The 15097-nt window shown below is 58.4% G+C and carries 22 protein-coding genes; 9 read left to right on the top strand and 13 right to left on the bottom strand.

Going from position 1 to position 15097, the window contains the following annotated elements:
- Positions 1 to 122 precede the first annotated feature (122 nt).
- From ACK1U9_RS02110 to ACK1U9_RS02065, 10 genes are all read right to left on the bottom strand, one after another.
- Positions 123 to 854 carry a hypothetical protein gene (locus ACK1U9_RS02110; protein WP_449109657.1) on the bottom strand — a complete coding sequence of 244 codons (732 nt, stop codon included), beginning with the start codon at positions 852 to 854 and terminating at the stop codon, positions 123 to 125.
- Positions 855 to 863: 9 nt separating this feature from the next.
- Complete coding sequence (locus tag ACK1U9_RS02105; protein ID WP_449109656.1) at positions 864 to 1187, bottom strand: phage holin family protein; 324 nt, start codon at positions 1185 to 1187, stop codon at positions 864 to 866.
- 338 nt (positions 1188 to 1525) lie between these two features.
- Positions 1526 to 2494: a hypothetical protein gene (locus tag ACK1U9_RS02100; protein WP_449109655.1), complete on the bottom strand. Its 969-nt coding sequence runs from the start codon at positions 2492 to 2494 to the stop codon at positions 1526 to 1528.
- Between the two features lie 190 nt (positions 2495 to 2684).
- Positions 2685 to 3074: an antiterminator Q family protein gene (locus ACK1U9_RS02095; protein WP_449109654.1), complete on the bottom strand. Its 390-nt coding sequence runs from the start codon at positions 3072 to 3074 to the stop codon at positions 2685 to 2687.
- A 3-nt stretch (positions 3075 to 3077) separates the two neighbouring features.
- A complete protein-coding gene (locus ACK1U9_RS02090) occupies positions 3078 to 3398 on the bottom strand; it encodes a hypothetical protein (RefSeq protein ID WP_449109653.1) in 321 nt (106 codons plus the stop codon).
- Positions 3370 to 4695 carry a tyrosine-type recombinase/integrase gene (locus ACK1U9_RS02085; protein WP_449109652.1) on the bottom strand — a complete coding sequence of 442 codons (1326 nt, stop codon included), beginning with the start codon at positions 4693 to 4695 and terminating at the stop codon, positions 3370 to 3372. Before ACK1U9_RS02085 ends, ACK1U9_RS02090 begins: the two co-directional genes overlap by 29 nt.
- On the bottom strand, positions 4692 to 4988 hold the full coding sequence (locus ACK1U9_RS02080) for a DUF1364 domain-containing protein (protein WP_449109651.1): 297 nt from the start codon (positions 4986 to 4988) through the stop codon (positions 4692 to 4694). Before ACK1U9_RS02080 ends, ACK1U9_RS02085 begins: the two co-directional genes overlap by 4 nt.
- 2 nt (positions 4989 to 4990) lie before the next feature.
- Complete coding sequence (locus ACK1U9_RS02075; RefSeq protein WP_449109650.1) at positions 4991 to 5803, bottom strand: ATP-binding protein; 813 nt, start codon at positions 5801 to 5803, stop codon at positions 4991 to 4993.
- A complete protein-coding gene (locus tag ACK1U9_RS02070) occupies positions 5793 to 6650 on the bottom strand; it encodes a replication protein (RefSeq protein ID WP_253139608.1) in 858 nt (285 codons plus the stop codon). Before ACK1U9_RS02070 ends, ACK1U9_RS02075 begins: the two co-directional genes overlap by 11 nt.
- A 524-nt stretch (positions 6651 to 7174) precedes the next feature.
- The gene (locus tag ACK1U9_RS02065; protein ID WP_449109649.1) at positions 7175 to 7414 is read right to left on the bottom strand and encodes a hypothetical protein; all 240 of its coding nucleotides are present in this window, start codon (positions 7412 to 7414) and stop codon (positions 7175 to 7177) included.
- A 38-nt stretch (positions 7415 to 7452) separates the two neighbouring features.
- Between ACK1U9_RS02065 and ACK1U9_RS02060 the strand changes: the two genes are divergently transcribed.
- The 3 genes from ACK1U9_RS02060 (at position 7453) to ACK1U9_RS02050 (ending at position 9299) form a co-directional block, all read left to right on the top strand.
- On the top strand, positions 7453 to 8199 hold the full coding sequence (locus ACK1U9_RS02060) for a helix-turn-helix domain-containing protein (RefSeq protein WP_449109648.1): 747 nt from the start codon (positions 7453 to 7455) through the stop codon (positions 8197 to 8199).
- Between the two features lie 366 nt (positions 8200 to 8565).
- The gene (locus ACK1U9_RS02055; RefSeq protein ID WP_322491976.1) at positions 8566 to 8949 is read left to right on the top strand and encodes a helix-turn-helix transcriptional regulator; all 384 of its coding nucleotides are present in this window, start codon (positions 8566 to 8568) and stop codon (positions 8947 to 8949) included.
- A gap of 17 nt (positions 8950 to 8966) precedes the next feature.
- Positions 8967 to 9299 (top strand): hypothetical protein, encoded by a 333-nt coding sequence (locus ACK1U9_RS02050; RefSeq protein ID WP_449109647.1) that lies wholly within the window; start codon positions 8967 to 8969, stop codon positions 9297 to 9299.
- A gap of 41 nt (positions 9300 to 9340) precedes the next feature.
- On the opposite strand, the gene ACK1U9_RS02045 is transcribed toward ACK1U9_RS02050, so the two are convergent.
- Together ACK1U9_RS02045 and ACK1U9_RS02040 are read right to left on the bottom strand one after the other, a co-directional pair.
- The gene (locus tag ACK1U9_RS02045; protein WP_449109646.1) at positions 9341 to 9670 is read right to left on the bottom strand and encodes a hypothetical protein; all 330 of its coding nucleotides are present in this window, start codon (positions 9668 to 9670) and stop codon (positions 9341 to 9343) included.
- Positions 9663 to 10010, bottom strand: a complete 348-nt coding sequence (locus ACK1U9_RS02040) for a DUF6864 domain-containing function (protein ID WP_449109645.1) — start codon at positions 10008 to 10010, stop codon at positions 9663 to 9665. Before ACK1U9_RS02040 ends, ACK1U9_RS02045 begins: the two co-directional genes overlap by 8 nt.
- A 172-nt stretch (positions 10011 to 10182) precedes the next feature.
- Here ACK1U9_RS02040 and ACK1U9_RS02035 point away from each other — a divergent pair, with 172 nt between their 5' ends.
- From ACK1U9_RS02035 to ACK1U9_RS02025, 3 genes are all read left to right on the top strand, one after another.
- Positions 10183 to 10965, top strand: coding sequence for a DUF2786 domain-containing protein (locus tag ACK1U9_RS02035; RefSeq protein WP_449109644.1), 783 nt, complete (start codon positions 10183 to 10185; stop codon positions 10963 to 10965).
- 8 nt (positions 10966 to 10973) lie between these two features.
- Entirely contained in the window at positions 10974 to 11357 is a 384-nt protein-coding gene (locus ACK1U9_RS02030) for a hypothetical protein (RefSeq protein ID WP_449109643.1), read from the top strand.
- Positions 11358 to 11605: 248 nt separating this feature from the next.
- A complete protein-coding gene (locus ACK1U9_RS02025; protein ID WP_449109642.1) occupies positions 11606 to 12244 on the top strand; it encodes a hypothetical protein in 639 nt (212 codons plus the stop codon).
- Positions 12245 to 12509: 265 nt separating this feature from the next.
- On the opposite strand, the gene ACK1U9_RS02020 is transcribed toward ACK1U9_RS02025, so the two are convergent.
- Positions 12510 to 12809 carry a hypothetical protein gene (locus ACK1U9_RS02020; RefSeq protein ID WP_085598671.1) on the bottom strand — a complete coding sequence of 100 codons (300 nt, stop codon included), beginning with the start codon at positions 12807 to 12809 and terminating at the stop codon, positions 12510 to 12512.
- A gap of 182 nt (positions 12810 to 12991) precedes the next feature.
- Between ACK1U9_RS02020 and ACK1U9_RS02015 the strand changes: the two genes are divergently transcribed.
- The 3 genes from ACK1U9_RS02015 (at position 12992) to ACK1U9_RS02005 (ending at position 15079) form a co-directional block, all read left to right on the top strand.
- Complete coding sequence (locus ACK1U9_RS02015) at positions 12992 to 13318, top strand: hypothetical protein (RefSeq protein ID WP_449109641.1); 327 nt, start codon at positions 12992 to 12994, stop codon at positions 13316 to 13318.
- Positions 13315 to 13698: a phage protein NinX family protein gene (locus ACK1U9_RS02010; RefSeq protein ID WP_112253517.1), complete on the top strand. Its 384-nt coding sequence runs from the start codon at positions 13315 to 13317 to the stop codon at positions 13696 to 13698. The genes ACK1U9_RS02015 and ACK1U9_RS02010 overlap by 4 nt, the downstream gene beginning before the upstream one ends.
- A 202-nt stretch (positions 13699 to 13900) precedes the next feature.
- Positions 13901 to 15079 carry a tyrosine-type recombinase/integrase gene (locus ACK1U9_RS02005; protein WP_085598661.1) on the top strand — a complete coding sequence of 393 codons (1179 nt, stop codon included), beginning with the start codon at positions 13901 to 13903 and terminating at the stop codon, positions 15077 to 15079.
- Positions 15080 to 15097 lie beyond the last annotated feature (18 nt).

The following is a 15097-nucleotide window of genomic DNA, read 5'->3' as shown; positions in this document are numbered from 1 at the left end:
CGAATTACCCCCTAGCCCCGGTGGACCCGGGAGGACCCATTGGCCGGGGGTTGGGGTGGGCCAGGCACGGGGTCGGCGGCCGGCCCAAGGGGGTGGCGGGGCCTGTCGCGCCTGGCGCGACCTCACTTCGCGGTCAGGATCGCCTCACGCAGCGCGCTTGCCAGCTCGGCCTGCCCGTGCGCCTTGGCGATGTTCTCGGCGATCTTGAAGAACGGGAAAATCACCCGGTACTGCGGCGCGCCATCGGTGTAGAGGAACACAGGCGCGACCTGCTGACGCGCCTTGCGCTCCCATACACCGGTGTCGTCGCCAACCGTGCCGACAAAGTAGCGCTCGGCATTGCCCTTGCGCTTACTGCGCTTGCTGTCCGTGGCGTTGGCCTTATGGCCGCGCCTACTCTCGGCAGCGCCAAGGCCCGACAGGATGCGGGTCATCACGCCGCGCGAGACGTTGCCGTACTGGTTCAACAGGTCAGCGCTGGGCACGGCGTATTGCCCGGCCTTCATCAAAGCATTCGCAATCAGCGACTTCTCGAAGCGCTTGTGCGGCCGCTGACCGCCCTGCACTGCCTGCTGCAGGTAGGTGTCGGCGGGTATGCCCGTGGTCCATTGATCTTTGAACCAGACTTTCGCACCGCGACTCTTGGTCGCCGCCTGGGCAAACAGGCTGCGCATGGTGGTCGGCGTCGGCCGGTCCAGGCGCTTGGCCATGACCTGGGTGATGCCCGGCTTGATGCGATGGGTGGCCAGGCGCGTTTGCGCGAGCATCAGGGCAAATGGAATCTGCTTGCGCTGAATGTCCGAAATTTCCCGGACCAGCTGGACACTGTCTATATCCAACTTCAGGTCAATCATAACCAGCCCTCACCGTTCCTCGCTGGAAACCCCGGCGCGCCTGGCCAAGAACTGCGTGTATAGGCCACCGGCGACATCGGCTCCAATCACGGCAATGACGATCCCGAGGCCAGCTGCAAGATAGAGATTGCTCCAGAGGGCCATGGCCAGCAGCAGCGTGGCCATGCCGAGCAGCCCTGACGCGAGAAACCGCAGAGCAACTCGCTGCAGGATCTGCCGCAGACTTAGGTCGGCGCCCGATGCACGCAACATCTCACCGGACAAACCCGCCATGCTCAACAGCACCAACAGCCACAAGGGCACATCAGCGAGCGCCTGATGCTCGTTGTTCATCTGCATTCCTCTGATAAGGTCGGCTCCTACGTCACTGGCATCCGCTGGAAGCTAGGAGCAGGCGTAGGGCCGAAAACGAAAAAGCCCCGCATGATGGCGGGGCTTGAAAATGGGCACAAAAAACCCGGCTCAGGGCCGGGCTCTACAAAGCGTCGCGCTGCGTTCACAGCAACACACGCTGCTATGAAAACAGAACTATTCCGCGCGGAAAAGAAAAATTTGCTGGATTCCTACCTATCTTGGCTTAGTGATTACTAACCCTGAGCCTCCTGACGCTATCCTGAATGGTGCCGAAAGCCATCAGACAGATAAGGTTTACGACTCTCCTAGTACAGACTCTACTCTGCCATTATGCGGTCGTACCGATTCTGACAATAACTGCATGTCCCCTCAGAATACTGACGCTCGTCTATGGAAAGCGACTCTTCACACCACTCGCAATGTGTGTATTCGAACTCATAGAAACATGCAGCGCATTTGTTCTCTTCCACTAACAACGAGTCATAACCACACTCTGGGCATATACAAGTAGCTGGCTCCCCACCTTTCCTCACGTTCCAATGATTGAGCCCAGACAAGCTCGCATCAACTGCAGGCCCTACAACTTGGCAATATAATGATTCACACTGACAGCTTTGGCATAAGAAGCTAATCGAATCACGTTTCGCTGAAGTATCTACCACTTTAATGAGTCGGGACTCACATTCAGGACAGACCATATGACTGGTAGCATCCCTGACCTCTTGGAAGGGCCACTCAACCGCCGCCAGATTTGCTTGGCAACTTTGCAACTCAGCATCAAAAAACGTTGCCACACTCAACATCATATCCCAGCACTGTTGACCCAATATCTCCACGGGACGCTCTTCAAGATGAGGCTCGCAAAACTGTGTAATCAGATGCAACGAATTTGCGACAGCTTCTTTCATCCGTTCGATAGGTAGCGGACTGAAATAATGCTCAATATCATTTCGTATACCCTGAAGCGCAGTGAGAAGCTTCCAGTCAACACCACTCACTCCAAGCGCATTGAGACGCTCGATAATTTCCTGCACTTCTACAGTCTTTTTTCCCTTACCGACCCATACAACCGTCCCATTTGTAGGATCGACAGCAGGTAAGACTTTAGTTTTCAGCAATGCCTCGTCAGAACCCGCCGGACTCAACTGCTGAAGCTTATATTTGAACAGCAGCAGAATACCGGCATATAGATTTCGGATGGCAGAAAGTAATCGCCGCTCATCCTCCTCATGAAAGTCTTCCATTCCAATCTGAATAGACTGCACAGCATTATCGAGCATTGACATATTGTACACCGCCCTCGGCATTCTCCGACTGGCACAGGATAGCTGAGAATTTCTGTTTTCTTCCAGCCTCTCTACATCAGCCAGGCGCGCAGCAGGCTAGGCAGAAGTCTGGTATTCGATGCACGCCTCGATTAGGACGCGCCTTACGGGACCAAGAGCAAAAGAGTGTCACATCCATGCAATCGAGCATTCATGCCGCTTCGCGCATTACGCTAACAGCGCAATCGATCCACGCTACCCCTGCTCTGGCTAATTCCCTGGCTTTTCCCTCGCTGATTCCAAAGTGCTTACCAACCCGCAACATTGGCCATTTCGCCCCGTAGTACAGCCAGATAATGTCTCCCATCTGTGAGTCTCGGTGCGCAAGCCTCGCCACAGCATTGTCGATAGCGAGCGCCCAATCGTCAGTGATGCAGTAGTTACGACTGGCGGTTACCTGCGGCACGGCCTGATGCATCACAGCCAACGTGGGCGACACGCAAGTAGGCACACCCGCTCCATCCATCCGCCACCACCCCCACTGCTCCAGCAAATACTCGGTGTCACCCAACGGACGGCCGGCTGGTTTACGAATCATCATGGATCAATCCCCTGTGTAATTTGTGCCGCCCGCCCCCCGGCGGTTCGGTTCTAGGTACTGCTTCTGCGGGCCGGCAAGTTTGGCCGGCCGTTTCAGCGCTTCGATTTGTCGCTGAGCCTGCTGCAGCTTGAAACTCAGCTGTGTGACTAGCTCCTCCAGCGGAAGCACCAACCTGGAACCTTCAACAACCCAACCTGAGCCATCGCAGTCGGCGCACACCAGCTCATAAAACACCCCCTTCACGACCGCCCTGCCCCTGCATACCGGGCATTGAACAAGGTCCAGGCGCGGCTGTTTAAAGCCATCCGGAAGTCGGTTTTTCACGTTCTGCATTCTCCCCTGTAACTAATTCGTTGATCGGGCTGCGCGCCTTGCGCGGTTTGGCCTGTGGGCCTTTGTGAGGAATTGCGGATTGCACGCCCGTCAACCCGTGAATCGACGCAAACCCAATCCCGTCTAACCACTCATGCCATTGTTCCAGGGCCTCTCGTCGCAGGCCGTTGCCCTTGGTTTTGATGTAGGTATCAGCAACTTTCCCGAGCGAGTGGTTGAGCAGCATTTCGCCAATAAACCCGTCCACCCCCATGTCGAGCCAAGCGGTGCGCGCCACCTTCCGCAGGTCGTGGCTCGACCATTCGCGGCTGGCCAGGCGACGGAATACCGATGAGGCCTGGCTGGCACTCATGGGTTGCCCTTTGCGGCCTGGGAACAGGTACTTGCCTGCGTACCCGCTTTCGAGCTGGATGGCACGGTACCGGCGCAACAGGGCACACACTTGCTGAGTCAGCGGCAATCGGTGCTCGGTGCGCGTCTTGGTGCGTTTGGCTGGAATGAACCACTCAGCGTGCCCTAGGGCGAAGTCAGCCCATTCTGCTTGTCGGCTCTCACCCACCCGGGTTCCGTGGCAGATCATCAGCAGTGCCAGCATGGCGTCGACGGGCGAGGAACCGAATAGCGCCCCCAGCGCAGGCATAACCTCTCGTAGGTGGTCGGCACGGAGTCGGCCGTCCTTTGGCGAAATCTTCGTTTTGATGAAATTCGTGAATTTTATCTCAGCCATGGGATTGCTAGGGATCAGCCCAAGCGCCCGCGCCGTGCTCACGGCCAGACTCAACACCCTGAAAATCTGCCGAACGTAGGAGGTGGAGCATTCAGCCTGGAGCGGCCACATCAGCGACTTGTCCAGCACTGCTGGGGTCAGGGCGAGTATCGGCAACTCACCAAGGCGGGGCTGCAAGTGCTTATCGACTACCGTGCGAACAGTGCTCTTCCACGAATCGGACAGCGAGGCGTCACTTGCAACTCGGTCCTTGAACCAAACCAGCAGGTCGCTGAACGTCACCAGGCCAGCCAATGCAACCATCTCGTTCGGACGGCCCAACAAGCGCTGCCGCAGTCCAGGCAATTCGGCGAAAATAGCTGCCGGACCATACTCGGGAAAGCGAGCCAACCGGTTCCACTTGCGACGAACGACAAGGAACCAGGTACCAGCCTGTCGGCTCTGGTCGAATCGAAACCTCAAACCCGGGTGGCGCGGGTCTCGCAGGTCGCGCACTCCGAGCACAGCGGACTGCCGTCGGATCTCGGCATCGGACAGCTTCACCGCCACAGTTGCACTCATGCCGAAACCAACCCCTCACGCAGAAGCTGGGCCTGGGTACGCACGACGCCCTCGGCGTGGTACTGCCTGGCCTCAGCGCGACCGATGTCGCTACGGCGGCCATCGCAAGCATCGTGGCAGGCGCTGCACGCCCAGACGCCCTGCAGGTCGTTCGGTTTGGTACCAACGCCGCAGGTGCCGGTCATGCGGTAGTGCGCCAGGACGGTGGTCTCGGAGTTGCCGTTGCATACGCCCGGGATGCGCACCTGGCACTCCCGGCCGCGCGCGGCCTTGGTCAACTTGGTTTGCCGCATGGTCAGAACTCCTCCTTGCCACGGTGAGATTCCCACTCGAAAGGCACCACCACCCCGCCGCCCTCACGCAGGCGGTCATAGCACCGCTCGCCCATGGCGTGACGCAGCTGGCTGGCCTCTAGGTTGGAAATCACCACCGTTGGGCGCATCTGCTCGTAGCGCCCGTTGATGATCGAAAACAGGGTGGTCAGCTCGAATTCGCTCGGCTGCTCCTTGCTCACCCCGACCTCGTCCAGCACCAGCAGCGAAGGTTCGATCAGGCTGGACAGGATGTCGGCTTCGGTCTGTTCGCTGTGACGGTCGTACGTGGCGCGGATGGATTGCAGGACGGCGCCGACCGTCCGGTACACGGCTGTTGCCGAGGTGTTACGCATCAGCTCGTTGGCCATGCCGGCACCCAGGTGGGTCTTGCCAGTGCCGACCTTGCCCAGCAGCATCAGGCAGCGCCCAGTGCGCTCGATCTCCGAGAACGCCGCCACGTAGCGAGTGCAGTAGGCCAGGGCCTTTCGTTGCCCTTCGTGCTCGACGCGGTAATTGGCCAGGGTGCGGTCAGCGAAGCGCTTGGGAATCAGCGCCGAACCCAGCTTGCGGGTCATCGCCTCACGCTTCAGGCGGGTGTCCTCCGCCATCTGCTTGGCTTCGCGCTCGGCAACGGCCATCTTCTCGCACACAGGGCAGCGCCCGACGATTTCGCGACCCATCAGCATGGTTACACGCTGCTCGAAGTCGCCGTGATGCTCGCAGTGCGCGGGCTGGACGCGGAAACCCGCGGCGTTTCGCACCTCGGACATGGTGATCACCGATTCAGATCGCATAGGTGCCGTCCTCTCGCGCGGCCAGGCCGGCGGTGTAGTCGCGGTCGTCGAAGCCGTGGTGACGGCTGTGCGGTTTGGCCTGGGCAGGCAACTGCGCACTGATGCGCTTGGTAACCCACTCCACCTCAAAGCCGCGCCAGCCGTTCTCCACGGCGACTTCCAGGGCTTGGGCAGGCTGAATACCGAACGCCTTGCACTGCTCCAGCTTGAGGTTGAGGCCTGCCCAAATGCGGGCCGTCACTGGGGCCTTGGCGGCCTTGCGAACAGTCAGGTAGTCAGCGATCAGCGACTCGTCCAGGCCGTGCGGGTTGTTGGCCAACATGGCGGCCTTACCGAATGGCACCTTACGGTCAGCCTTGGCCGGAGCCGGCTCTTCATCGCTGGGGGGGCATGTATTCTCTTCCGAAGGAAGAGATACATAGGGGGTTAGATTCTTAGAATAAAGAAGGCAGTCGGCGGTTTTGGTCTGTTTCGACTCGTCGCCGATTCGGACCACTTCGGCCGACTCGGCTGTTTTGGTCTGTTTCGGCTCAATGACGTAGACCCAGTCTTTCGGGTCATTTACGCCGATATCACCCCGTGCACCGCCCTCGCGGAACAGAACCCGACGACGCAGCAAGCTCGAAATTGCTTTGGATACGGAGTCAGGGTGGGCGTGAATGGCTTTCGCGATGTCGGTCGCCGGGATGCGTTGAGCGCCCGCGCCGTAGTTGATGGTGGCCTTGGCCACGTACAGCACAATCTTCATCTCCCGGGCCGGGAGATCGATAGCCAGCAGGCCATCCATGAGCTGGTTGTCCATCCGGGTGAACCCCCTGGACTTGTCAAGTGGGACGATGTTTGTCATGCTCTGATCTCGTTTGAAGCTGTAGAAAGAGCCGCCCTGCCAGGCGGCTTTTTTATGCCTGCGATTCAGGCGTTATGGGTGTCCGGCACATCCGTGGTAGCTTTTTGCTTCCACACGAAAAGGTCCAAGGAGGCCGGACATGAAAGTTGAAGGGACTATTGCGGCGGCGAATCTGAACATCGGTCGATATGTTGTGAGGTCGCCTGCGGGCTACCTAGTAATGGATTTGATGCACGGGGTACTAAACCTCCGAGACGTTGTGAGTTTCGATCCCACACATCTCGGTCCGGCTTGGTTGATAAACCGCACCACCGGAGAGCCCGTCGAAGTCTGCGTCGAAGCACTTCTTTCAACCCTACGAGCAGCAGCAGCTCTAGCGGAGAGTAGATAACCCCGTTCTGGAAGTGGCCCCCAAACCAGGCTCGCTTAGCGAAGCGCCAAATTATCTTCATCGCCACCCTCCTACTGGTTAAATTCACAGCTGGTTCAGATCACTACTAGAGGAATGCCAGTCCTCGCATACTTCACGCAGTCGACTTGGCCGGAGCGATGTCAGCCAGCAGTTGTTTGGCCTTGAATGGCTTGCCGTTTGTTTTTGCCAATTCGGCGATTTTTTCCGCGTAGCGGGTCTCGCCCGTGTATTCGGTGCGCGGTAGGCAGCCAGAGGCCAGCCATTTGTAAACAGCACGCGGGGTTTTCTCGCAGACGACCGACACAGCGAAGACTCCACCGGCATCGTCGATCGCCTTCTTGAGTGCCGTCATAGGGCCTCCAGGTGAAATATGAACTGTCAGTACATACTATGTCGGAACTGAAAGTACATGCAAGCGCATGCGATATTGAACCCATGGTTCATATCGAAGAAATCAGGGCGGCCTTCGCGAGTCGCCTCAAGCAAGCGCTTGCCGCCAGCGACATCCCTGCATGGGGTGCAGGTGCGCGTCTCGCTTCAATCGCTAGCGTCACCCCGAAGGCGGCCAGCAAATGGCTTAATGGGGAATCCATGCCTGGCGGCGTGAAGATGCTTGCACTCGCCACCGCGCTCAAAGTGCGCCTTGAGTGGCTGGAGTACGGAAAGGGCGAGATGGTCGATGAAAGGCCAGAGTTCGACGCTAACGTTGAGCCGTCTGCGGGTCCGGTGCGTTATTACAAATACCCTGAAATCAGCTGGGTACAGGCCGGGATGCCTATGGAAGCTATTGAGCTATCGAACGTGGCCTCCTGCGAGGTGCACCCTTCCGACGCCTGGGCGGGCCCTAATGGCTTCTGGCTAAAGGTTAAAGGTCCATCGATGACGTCCCCGAACGGCATGTCCTTCTCTGAAGGCATGGTCATCCTGGTGGCTCCCGGCTTCGATGTAGAGCACGGCCAATATGTGGTCGCGAAGCTCATTGACTCCAACGAGGCAACATTCAAGCAGTTCATATGGGATTCAGGGAAGGCATACCTGAAGCCCTTAAATCCCGCATTCCCAACAGTCGAGATGGACGGCGAATGGTGCCTGGTGGGGCGCGTGGTTGATGCCAAGTGGCCGCGTTCTGCCCTCTAGTCGACTTTTAGCAAGACTTCGAAAGCCCGCTTCTAGCGGGCTTTTTTTCGTCCAAAAGTAATTTATGTACTTTTGGTACTTGACCGATGTGAACCTTAGGTACATATTTGCCTCGTCGCCGGATCGACACCGGCCAGCAAGGCAGCGATGGACAGGCCTCAACAGTCCAGAGGGGTGGCAACTGCCCCGGGCGTGCAGCGTAAAGCGCCGATGCAGTTATCCAGCGGGAGAACAAGCCGAAAGGCCCGCGGCTGGAGGAACAACCAGAAAATTGCCGCGCAACTGACGCCAGTAGCGGGTCGCGGCAGATTTCACCGATTGGCCTTGGCAACAGGGCCAGACGGGAAATCACACCCGAGATCAATCATGGACACGATCACCATCGGCGCATGGATAGGCCATCTCGGCCGAGGCCTGGCGCCTCGCGAACTGCAATGCCTGCTGGAGGTAGCGCAGGGCTTCACCACCAAGGAAATCGCCAAGCACTTCGGCATCAGCGAGAGCGGTGTAGAGAAGCGCATCGGCGACGCAATGCTGAAACTCAAGGTTGCCCGGCGCGCCGCGATGGTCGCTGAGGCCATGCGCCGCCAGATCATAAGCCCGCTCTGCATCGCCCTCGCCGGCCTCATCGCCATGCATGCGGTGATCGACGACAGCGACCCGATGCGCCGCGACCGCCGCGCTCCGGAGCGCCGCACCGCCCAAGTTCGAATCGTTCGCAAGGCCGAAGCCTTGGAACTCCATGCCTGACCAACAAGGACCAACCCATGAACGCAGCCATTCGCAATAGCCGTATGCAATACGACCAGGTGCAGCAGCAGGCCGAAGCCGCAGCCGCCCAGTTCCGCAGCAACTCCCGCTTCTTCGTCCAGCAGGGTGAGAACAACAGCTGGGCCATCGTCGGTTCCGATGATAACCGCCTGTACGGACAGCGGCGCCGCTACTTCGATGCGGTGACCTACGCTGAGAGCCTGGAGCGTGCTGTGAACGCAAAGTCGGTACCGGTGCTGAAGGTCAGTCCGTCTGATGACGCCCGTACTCGCTGGCTGGCCTTCTGGGCACTGGTGTTGATCGTAATGGCTGGAGCGTTCTCGTCATGAGCCGCGGGGTTTTGCGCAAAGCCAAATTGTTGAGCGTTCATTTACTGGCTTTTACCAAAGGCATAGCCAAGTGCGAGGGTAATAATGGGTATAAACAAACTCCAAACCGACTTGAGCTGGTCAAGGAACTTAAAGTCTTTATAAGCGACTACTAACGAGAAGAATAACAGGCTGAGCATAGTGGCTATGACGAAGCTCCACGTTATGGTCATCCATACTATTGAGTTTCTTGCTGCCTCGCCAGTACCAATGGTTTCAGCAATGCGGCCAGAGCTAGCAGTACTTGGCTTAGGAGCATCGCCTATACCTCCTCCTGCAGCGATTTGTGCCTGGATTCCTTGCATATCCCCCCCACCTTGAGGCTCAGCCATTTAATTGCTCCTTGAAGAGGATGGTATATTCAAAGCTCCGAAATTGCTTGGACTTATCCATTAGCGCAGTCAAAAACGTTATGTAAAATATGCCACTTGGACTCCTCGCAATTTCAATTGGTTCTACCACACCCTCAGGTAGACTTCCTGAAATGTTAAACAGATTTAAATCAACTGATTTCCCGTGACCTTCTAAGCCCCAGCGCTGACTCATCCCATCATCAAGAAAGTTAATGTTTATGGGCAGCCCTTCCACATTAATCTCTGCTTTTCTGCCTACCATATGGATTATTCCAGAATGGATGACCTGGCAACCGTTAACAAAAGCTTTTACTTCCATAATGCCTCCCTAGGCAGGGCGTCTTAAGCAGACTGCGAACTCTATAGTAGCGTCTGTGCACACGGCAATCGCGCTGTAGTTCAAGCATTCCGGCGCTGCCCGCCAGCGCCTTCCCCTATTCAACGATAACGCCTCCCCGGCGAGGGCGGCGCCTGCACGCAAGGACCTCATCATGACCGAACAACAGCACGACGAGAGCAAGCTCGAGCGGGTCATCCGCAAGATCAAGCGCTGCCTGGCCCTTTCCAAAAGCTCGAACGAGAACGAAGCAGCCACTGCCATGCGCCAAGCCCAGGCGCTGATGCGTGAGTACCGCCTCACCGAGCTGGATGTCCGCCTGAGCGATGTAGATGAAGTCCAGTCGGAGAAGTCCAGGGCGAGCCGCCGGCCAACCTGGGATCGGCACCTAAGCGGCATCGTGGCCAGGGTGTTCGGGTGCCGACCGCTCTCGTATAAGCACTGGTGCGAGTCGTCTGGGCGAATGGTTGAGCGGGCCTTGTTCGTAGGCGTGATGCCTGCGCCGCAGATCGCGATGTATGCCTACGAGACCTTGCTCACCAAGCTCACGCAGGCTCGCCGCGACTACGTGGCCTCGGTCAGGAGTGGTATGCGCCGCAGCGCCTACTCCCCCGAGACAGCCGGCGATCACTTCGCAATCGCGTGGGTTTCAGTGGTGCACGGCAAGATCCATCAACTGGTGCCCTGCGGCGAGGAAGATCCAGCCATCGAACAGCACCCCAATGGGCGCGACCTTGTGGCAGTGGAAAGCCAAGACAAGGCGCTGATCGAGCAGTACCTGTCCGGCAAGGAGATCGGCAAACAGCGCAAGGCCCGCGCCGTTGAGCTTGATATGGCGGCACAGATCGCCGGGATGCTTGCCGGGCAGCGTGTCGAGCTGAACCCTGGAATGGCTCACGCAGGCCACGTCGCCGCGCAGATTAGCCACTCACAATGAGGTGATCCATGAGCACATTCGCAGTGTTCGGCATGACCGCGAGCGCGGCACTCGCTGATGCCCGGAAGCAGACCAAGATCACCAAGCCCAGCGGAAAGGCTGGCTGCCCCCCCCTGGAGCTGACGCCCAGTGAGTGGGATGAGGCGGTGCAGCGCAACGCCGACGCCATCATGGCCGGCGAGAAGGTGAAGCAGCTGAGCACCCTCTTCGACACCCCGCAACACGCCCAGCAGTTCATTGAGCTGGCCAAGAAGGCCGGGGCATGCCGAGACCTGAAAATTCGTTGCAAGGCCATCCTGCTCGACGAGAAGGGCAAGAAGATCCTCAGCCCGAAGACCAGAATGCCTGTTATCGGCTGGAGTGACTACTCACCAGGCCGCGAAGCCGCCTGACTCGGGTCGCTGATCAACTCGCAACGGAAATTGACGTACACGCCAGGCGAAGGCTGTTGCCAGCTCAACTTGTGCGGGGCATCGCAGAAGTGGCACTCAACAATCTTGTCCGGCTGCCCCTGATAGAACTCAACATCGAATTCCTCTCCGCAGTCCTTCGCTTTGCACATGACCATCTTGAATCCCTCTTAGATTGGTCGCCAAGCATACCCATTCATTCGATTGTGACCAACGCTTGAGGTATCCCCATGCCCACAGAAAACCGATCCAGCAACACCGACCCACGCGATGTGTTCATCAGGCTCAACCCGCTCGGCCTGGGCGAGGCGGAGCTGCGCAAGGACAGCACCGGCTTCGAAGACCAGCGCACCCACAGCGACTATCTGCTGTTCCTCGCCGGCTACCGCGAAACGCATTCAGAACCGCAGCCCCACCCCGAGCCCATAGCCTGGATGGTTGGTACTGCCTTCTGGTGGACCAAAGAAGAGGCAGAGAGGGATGCGGAGGCTACTGGGCTACCGATTGTTGGCCTGGGGCCGATGCCCGATGCCGGTGAGGCCGCTCTCCTTCGCATAGAGCTGGGCCATATGCGGGATGAACGCGACGACCTGAGCGCCAAGCTGGACCGCTTCTACTCACGAACCCACGGCATCAAGAACCTGGCCGCCATTGAGGAACTGAGCGACAAGCTGGCCGATCAGGATGCGCTGGTGACTGATATCTCGAAGCGTCACTGGTCTGGTGTGGATTTCGATCTCCCGGCCGACCTCGTTGACCGGATCAAAGCCCTATCCGCCAGCGCAGAGCCGAACGCGCCAGGAGTTCTGCCGCGAGCGCATGACGTCAACATGTTCCAGCGCACCGCAGAGCCAGGGGCGAAGTCGTGAAGACGCACTTCGCACCATTCACCGACCTGGAAGACATTGAGCAAGCCCCTGCGGCACATGGCTAGGGGCATCCTCAGAACTGTCAGGCGACTGGGCCATGGTCGATTGCCGACTCTGCAAAAAGCGCCGAGAAAGGATCAGCGTTGCAGCGGCTGAAGAAGAGCGCTTCATCGTCGAGCAGATGGGGCACATGGCAGCCTTCATGCGCACGGAAGACTCCGCCACGTAAGAGCACATTTGCACTCCACCCACTGCAACCTCTCTCCTATCCCGAGCAGGCGACCTTGTCGAATTTCGGCTGGGTATCCGTGGCGATACGGCGAGCCCGACCCACGCCCCAGGCCAAAGCTCTGGTCATTGATTCTCCGGGACGGGAATCGAACGCCTCCTCATGAAGGGCCATGCCACTCGCGGCATATACCCCAATGAACATCTGCGTGTTACCCGTTCGCGACAGGCGCACCTGAACATCAATGTGCGTTCCATCGCTGAGGGTTTCGTCGTGAGCACGGTGGTGAAGCGTTGGATCAGCCCACCCCCAGAACACTTCACCGCGAATCCTCATGTCGACCTCCTACGACTTTAGTTGTATGGCACAGGTGAACTCTCACCATAGCCAAAGCGAGGCGAGACGCAATCTCGGTATCGCAGCTTGAGAACTGAATCGGACCACCGGCCGATTTTCTTGTACCGAACCCAACCACTTGTACAACTTACTGCCGCGATATGGCGGCTAAGGACGAAGTCATGCCTGAAGAAAAGCAACTGATTCAGCCGCTGCAGGTTGAGCGCGATGAATACGGCTTCTGGACCCACCCGGCCTGGCCGGACGACGGCGACGAACGCGCGCTTCCGTTCAGCTGGTTCGGAGAGCACGGTCTGGACTACTGGGTGGTCGAGATGGAAAACGACGCGCCTGAAGGGATGATGGAAGCCTGGATGGACGATGGCGATTACGACTGCACGCCTTGGCAGCCAAGCAAGCCGACCGGCGATGGCTGGTTCACCTTCTCGATCCACGACACCGAGGACGGCCCTGTTTGCGTATGGGTCCGCCACAAGGTACAGCCATGACCTGGCTGATCGAAGTGAGGGTATCCAACCTGATCGGCGCCGCGCTGGACTGGGCGGTGGCCATCGCAGAGGAAATGTACGTACACACGCCCACAGGCCTAAAGCACGAATATTGGTACAAGGACGGCAGATGCGTTACCTCTCTAACCAGCTGGGAACCGTCTACCTGCTGGGGCCAAGGCGGCCCGCTATTCGATAAGCACCTCGGCAGCGCCCATCACAACCCGCACCTGGAGGACGGCTGTTGCCGGTACAGCGCCGGGCCGGCCGGCGCCGGCATTTGGCTCTACGGACCAACTGCATTAGTCGCCTTCTGCCGAACTCTCGTCCTCACCAAGCTCGGCGATACCGTCCAGGTGCCGAAGGAGCTGATGCAATGATTCCGGAACGGCGGCGTGGAGACCATCCCATGAAAATCGAAAGCACCGGTGACATCGACAAAGTAACCGAACAACGCATGGCCGACCTACTCGGCTGCACCAAACGCTCTCTTGAGCACCGCCGCTTGCGCGGCATCATTCCTGAAGGCGTCTGGATGAAACATGGCGGCCGCATCATTTACAGCAAAAGGAGATACGACGAATGGCTGGAAAGCCAATGGATCTACCCAGAGGGGTCGAGATCTTCCGCAACTCCCTCCGCATTCGTTTCACATGGGACGGTGTCCGTCGATGCGAAACGCTCCCCTATCCCCCGACACAGAAAGGCATCAAAGCTGCATCCAGCCTTCGCGATCAGGTAACAAGCCTCACCAAGCTCGGCCTCCTTGACCAGGACAAGTACGCCGAGCTGTTCCCCAGCTCACAGGCCGCGGTCGGCGGTAAGCCGACCTTCGGTGAGTACGCTCAACTCTGGCTGGACAGCCGCGAAATCACCCAGGGAACGCACAACAACTACAAAAGCGCCCTGAATCTGTACTGGGTGCCGCGCCTGGCCATGGTCCGTATCGATCTGATCACTACCACCCTGCTCCGCCGTGTCATCACAGAAACCGAATGGACCTCGGCAAATGTGAAGCGCAACGCAATCACCAGGTTATCGACGATTCTGGCTGCGGCAACCCGGGAAGGCCTGCTGACCAAGAACCCTGCCGAGGTGATTGAGTTGCCGAAGCGGTCGCGTAAGGAGATCGACCCGTTCACCCTGGCCGAAGCCAACACCATCATCAACAAGCTCTACGAACACAAGCATTGGCCGAGCCTCATCTATGCCGCGCTGTTCGAGTTTATGTTCTTCACCGGCCTCCGCTTGTCGGAGGCCTTGGCAGTGCGCTGGGATGTGATCGATATGGAAAAGAGGACTGTGCACGTAAAGAGGACCGTCGCCTTGGGCGAGGTGGAGGAAAGGACGAAAACAGGCAGGGATCGCTTCGTGCTGCTGAATGACCGGGCCTTGCGCGCGATTCAGTTCGCCAGGGAATATGCAGACCGCCGCCGGCATGGGAAGGGAGCGGTGACCGAAACGCCGTTCCTGTTCCCGCCGTCGAAGAACGCCGAGCATGTTAAACAGACCTCCGATCTGCACAAACAGTGGGTGCCGGTGCTGAATGAGCTGGGCATTCGGCGTCGTCCCCCATATAACTGCCGGCACACCTATGCGACAATATGCTTAATGTCCGGCCTCAACCCCGCATTTATCGCCCAACAGCTGGGTCACAGCGTCCAAATGCTGCTGTCGACGTATGCCCGTTGGCTCAACTCAAGCTCCGACTGGAGCGAGCTGGAAAAACTCAAAATTGGTATCAAATCGGTATCAGCTTGAAAGCCAGCTCTGTAAGTG

This window comes from Pseudomonas sp. XP1 (assembly GCF_053557675.1).
Note: the sequence above shows the minus strand (reverse complement) of the source record. Positions and strands in the feature narration are given on the sequence as shown.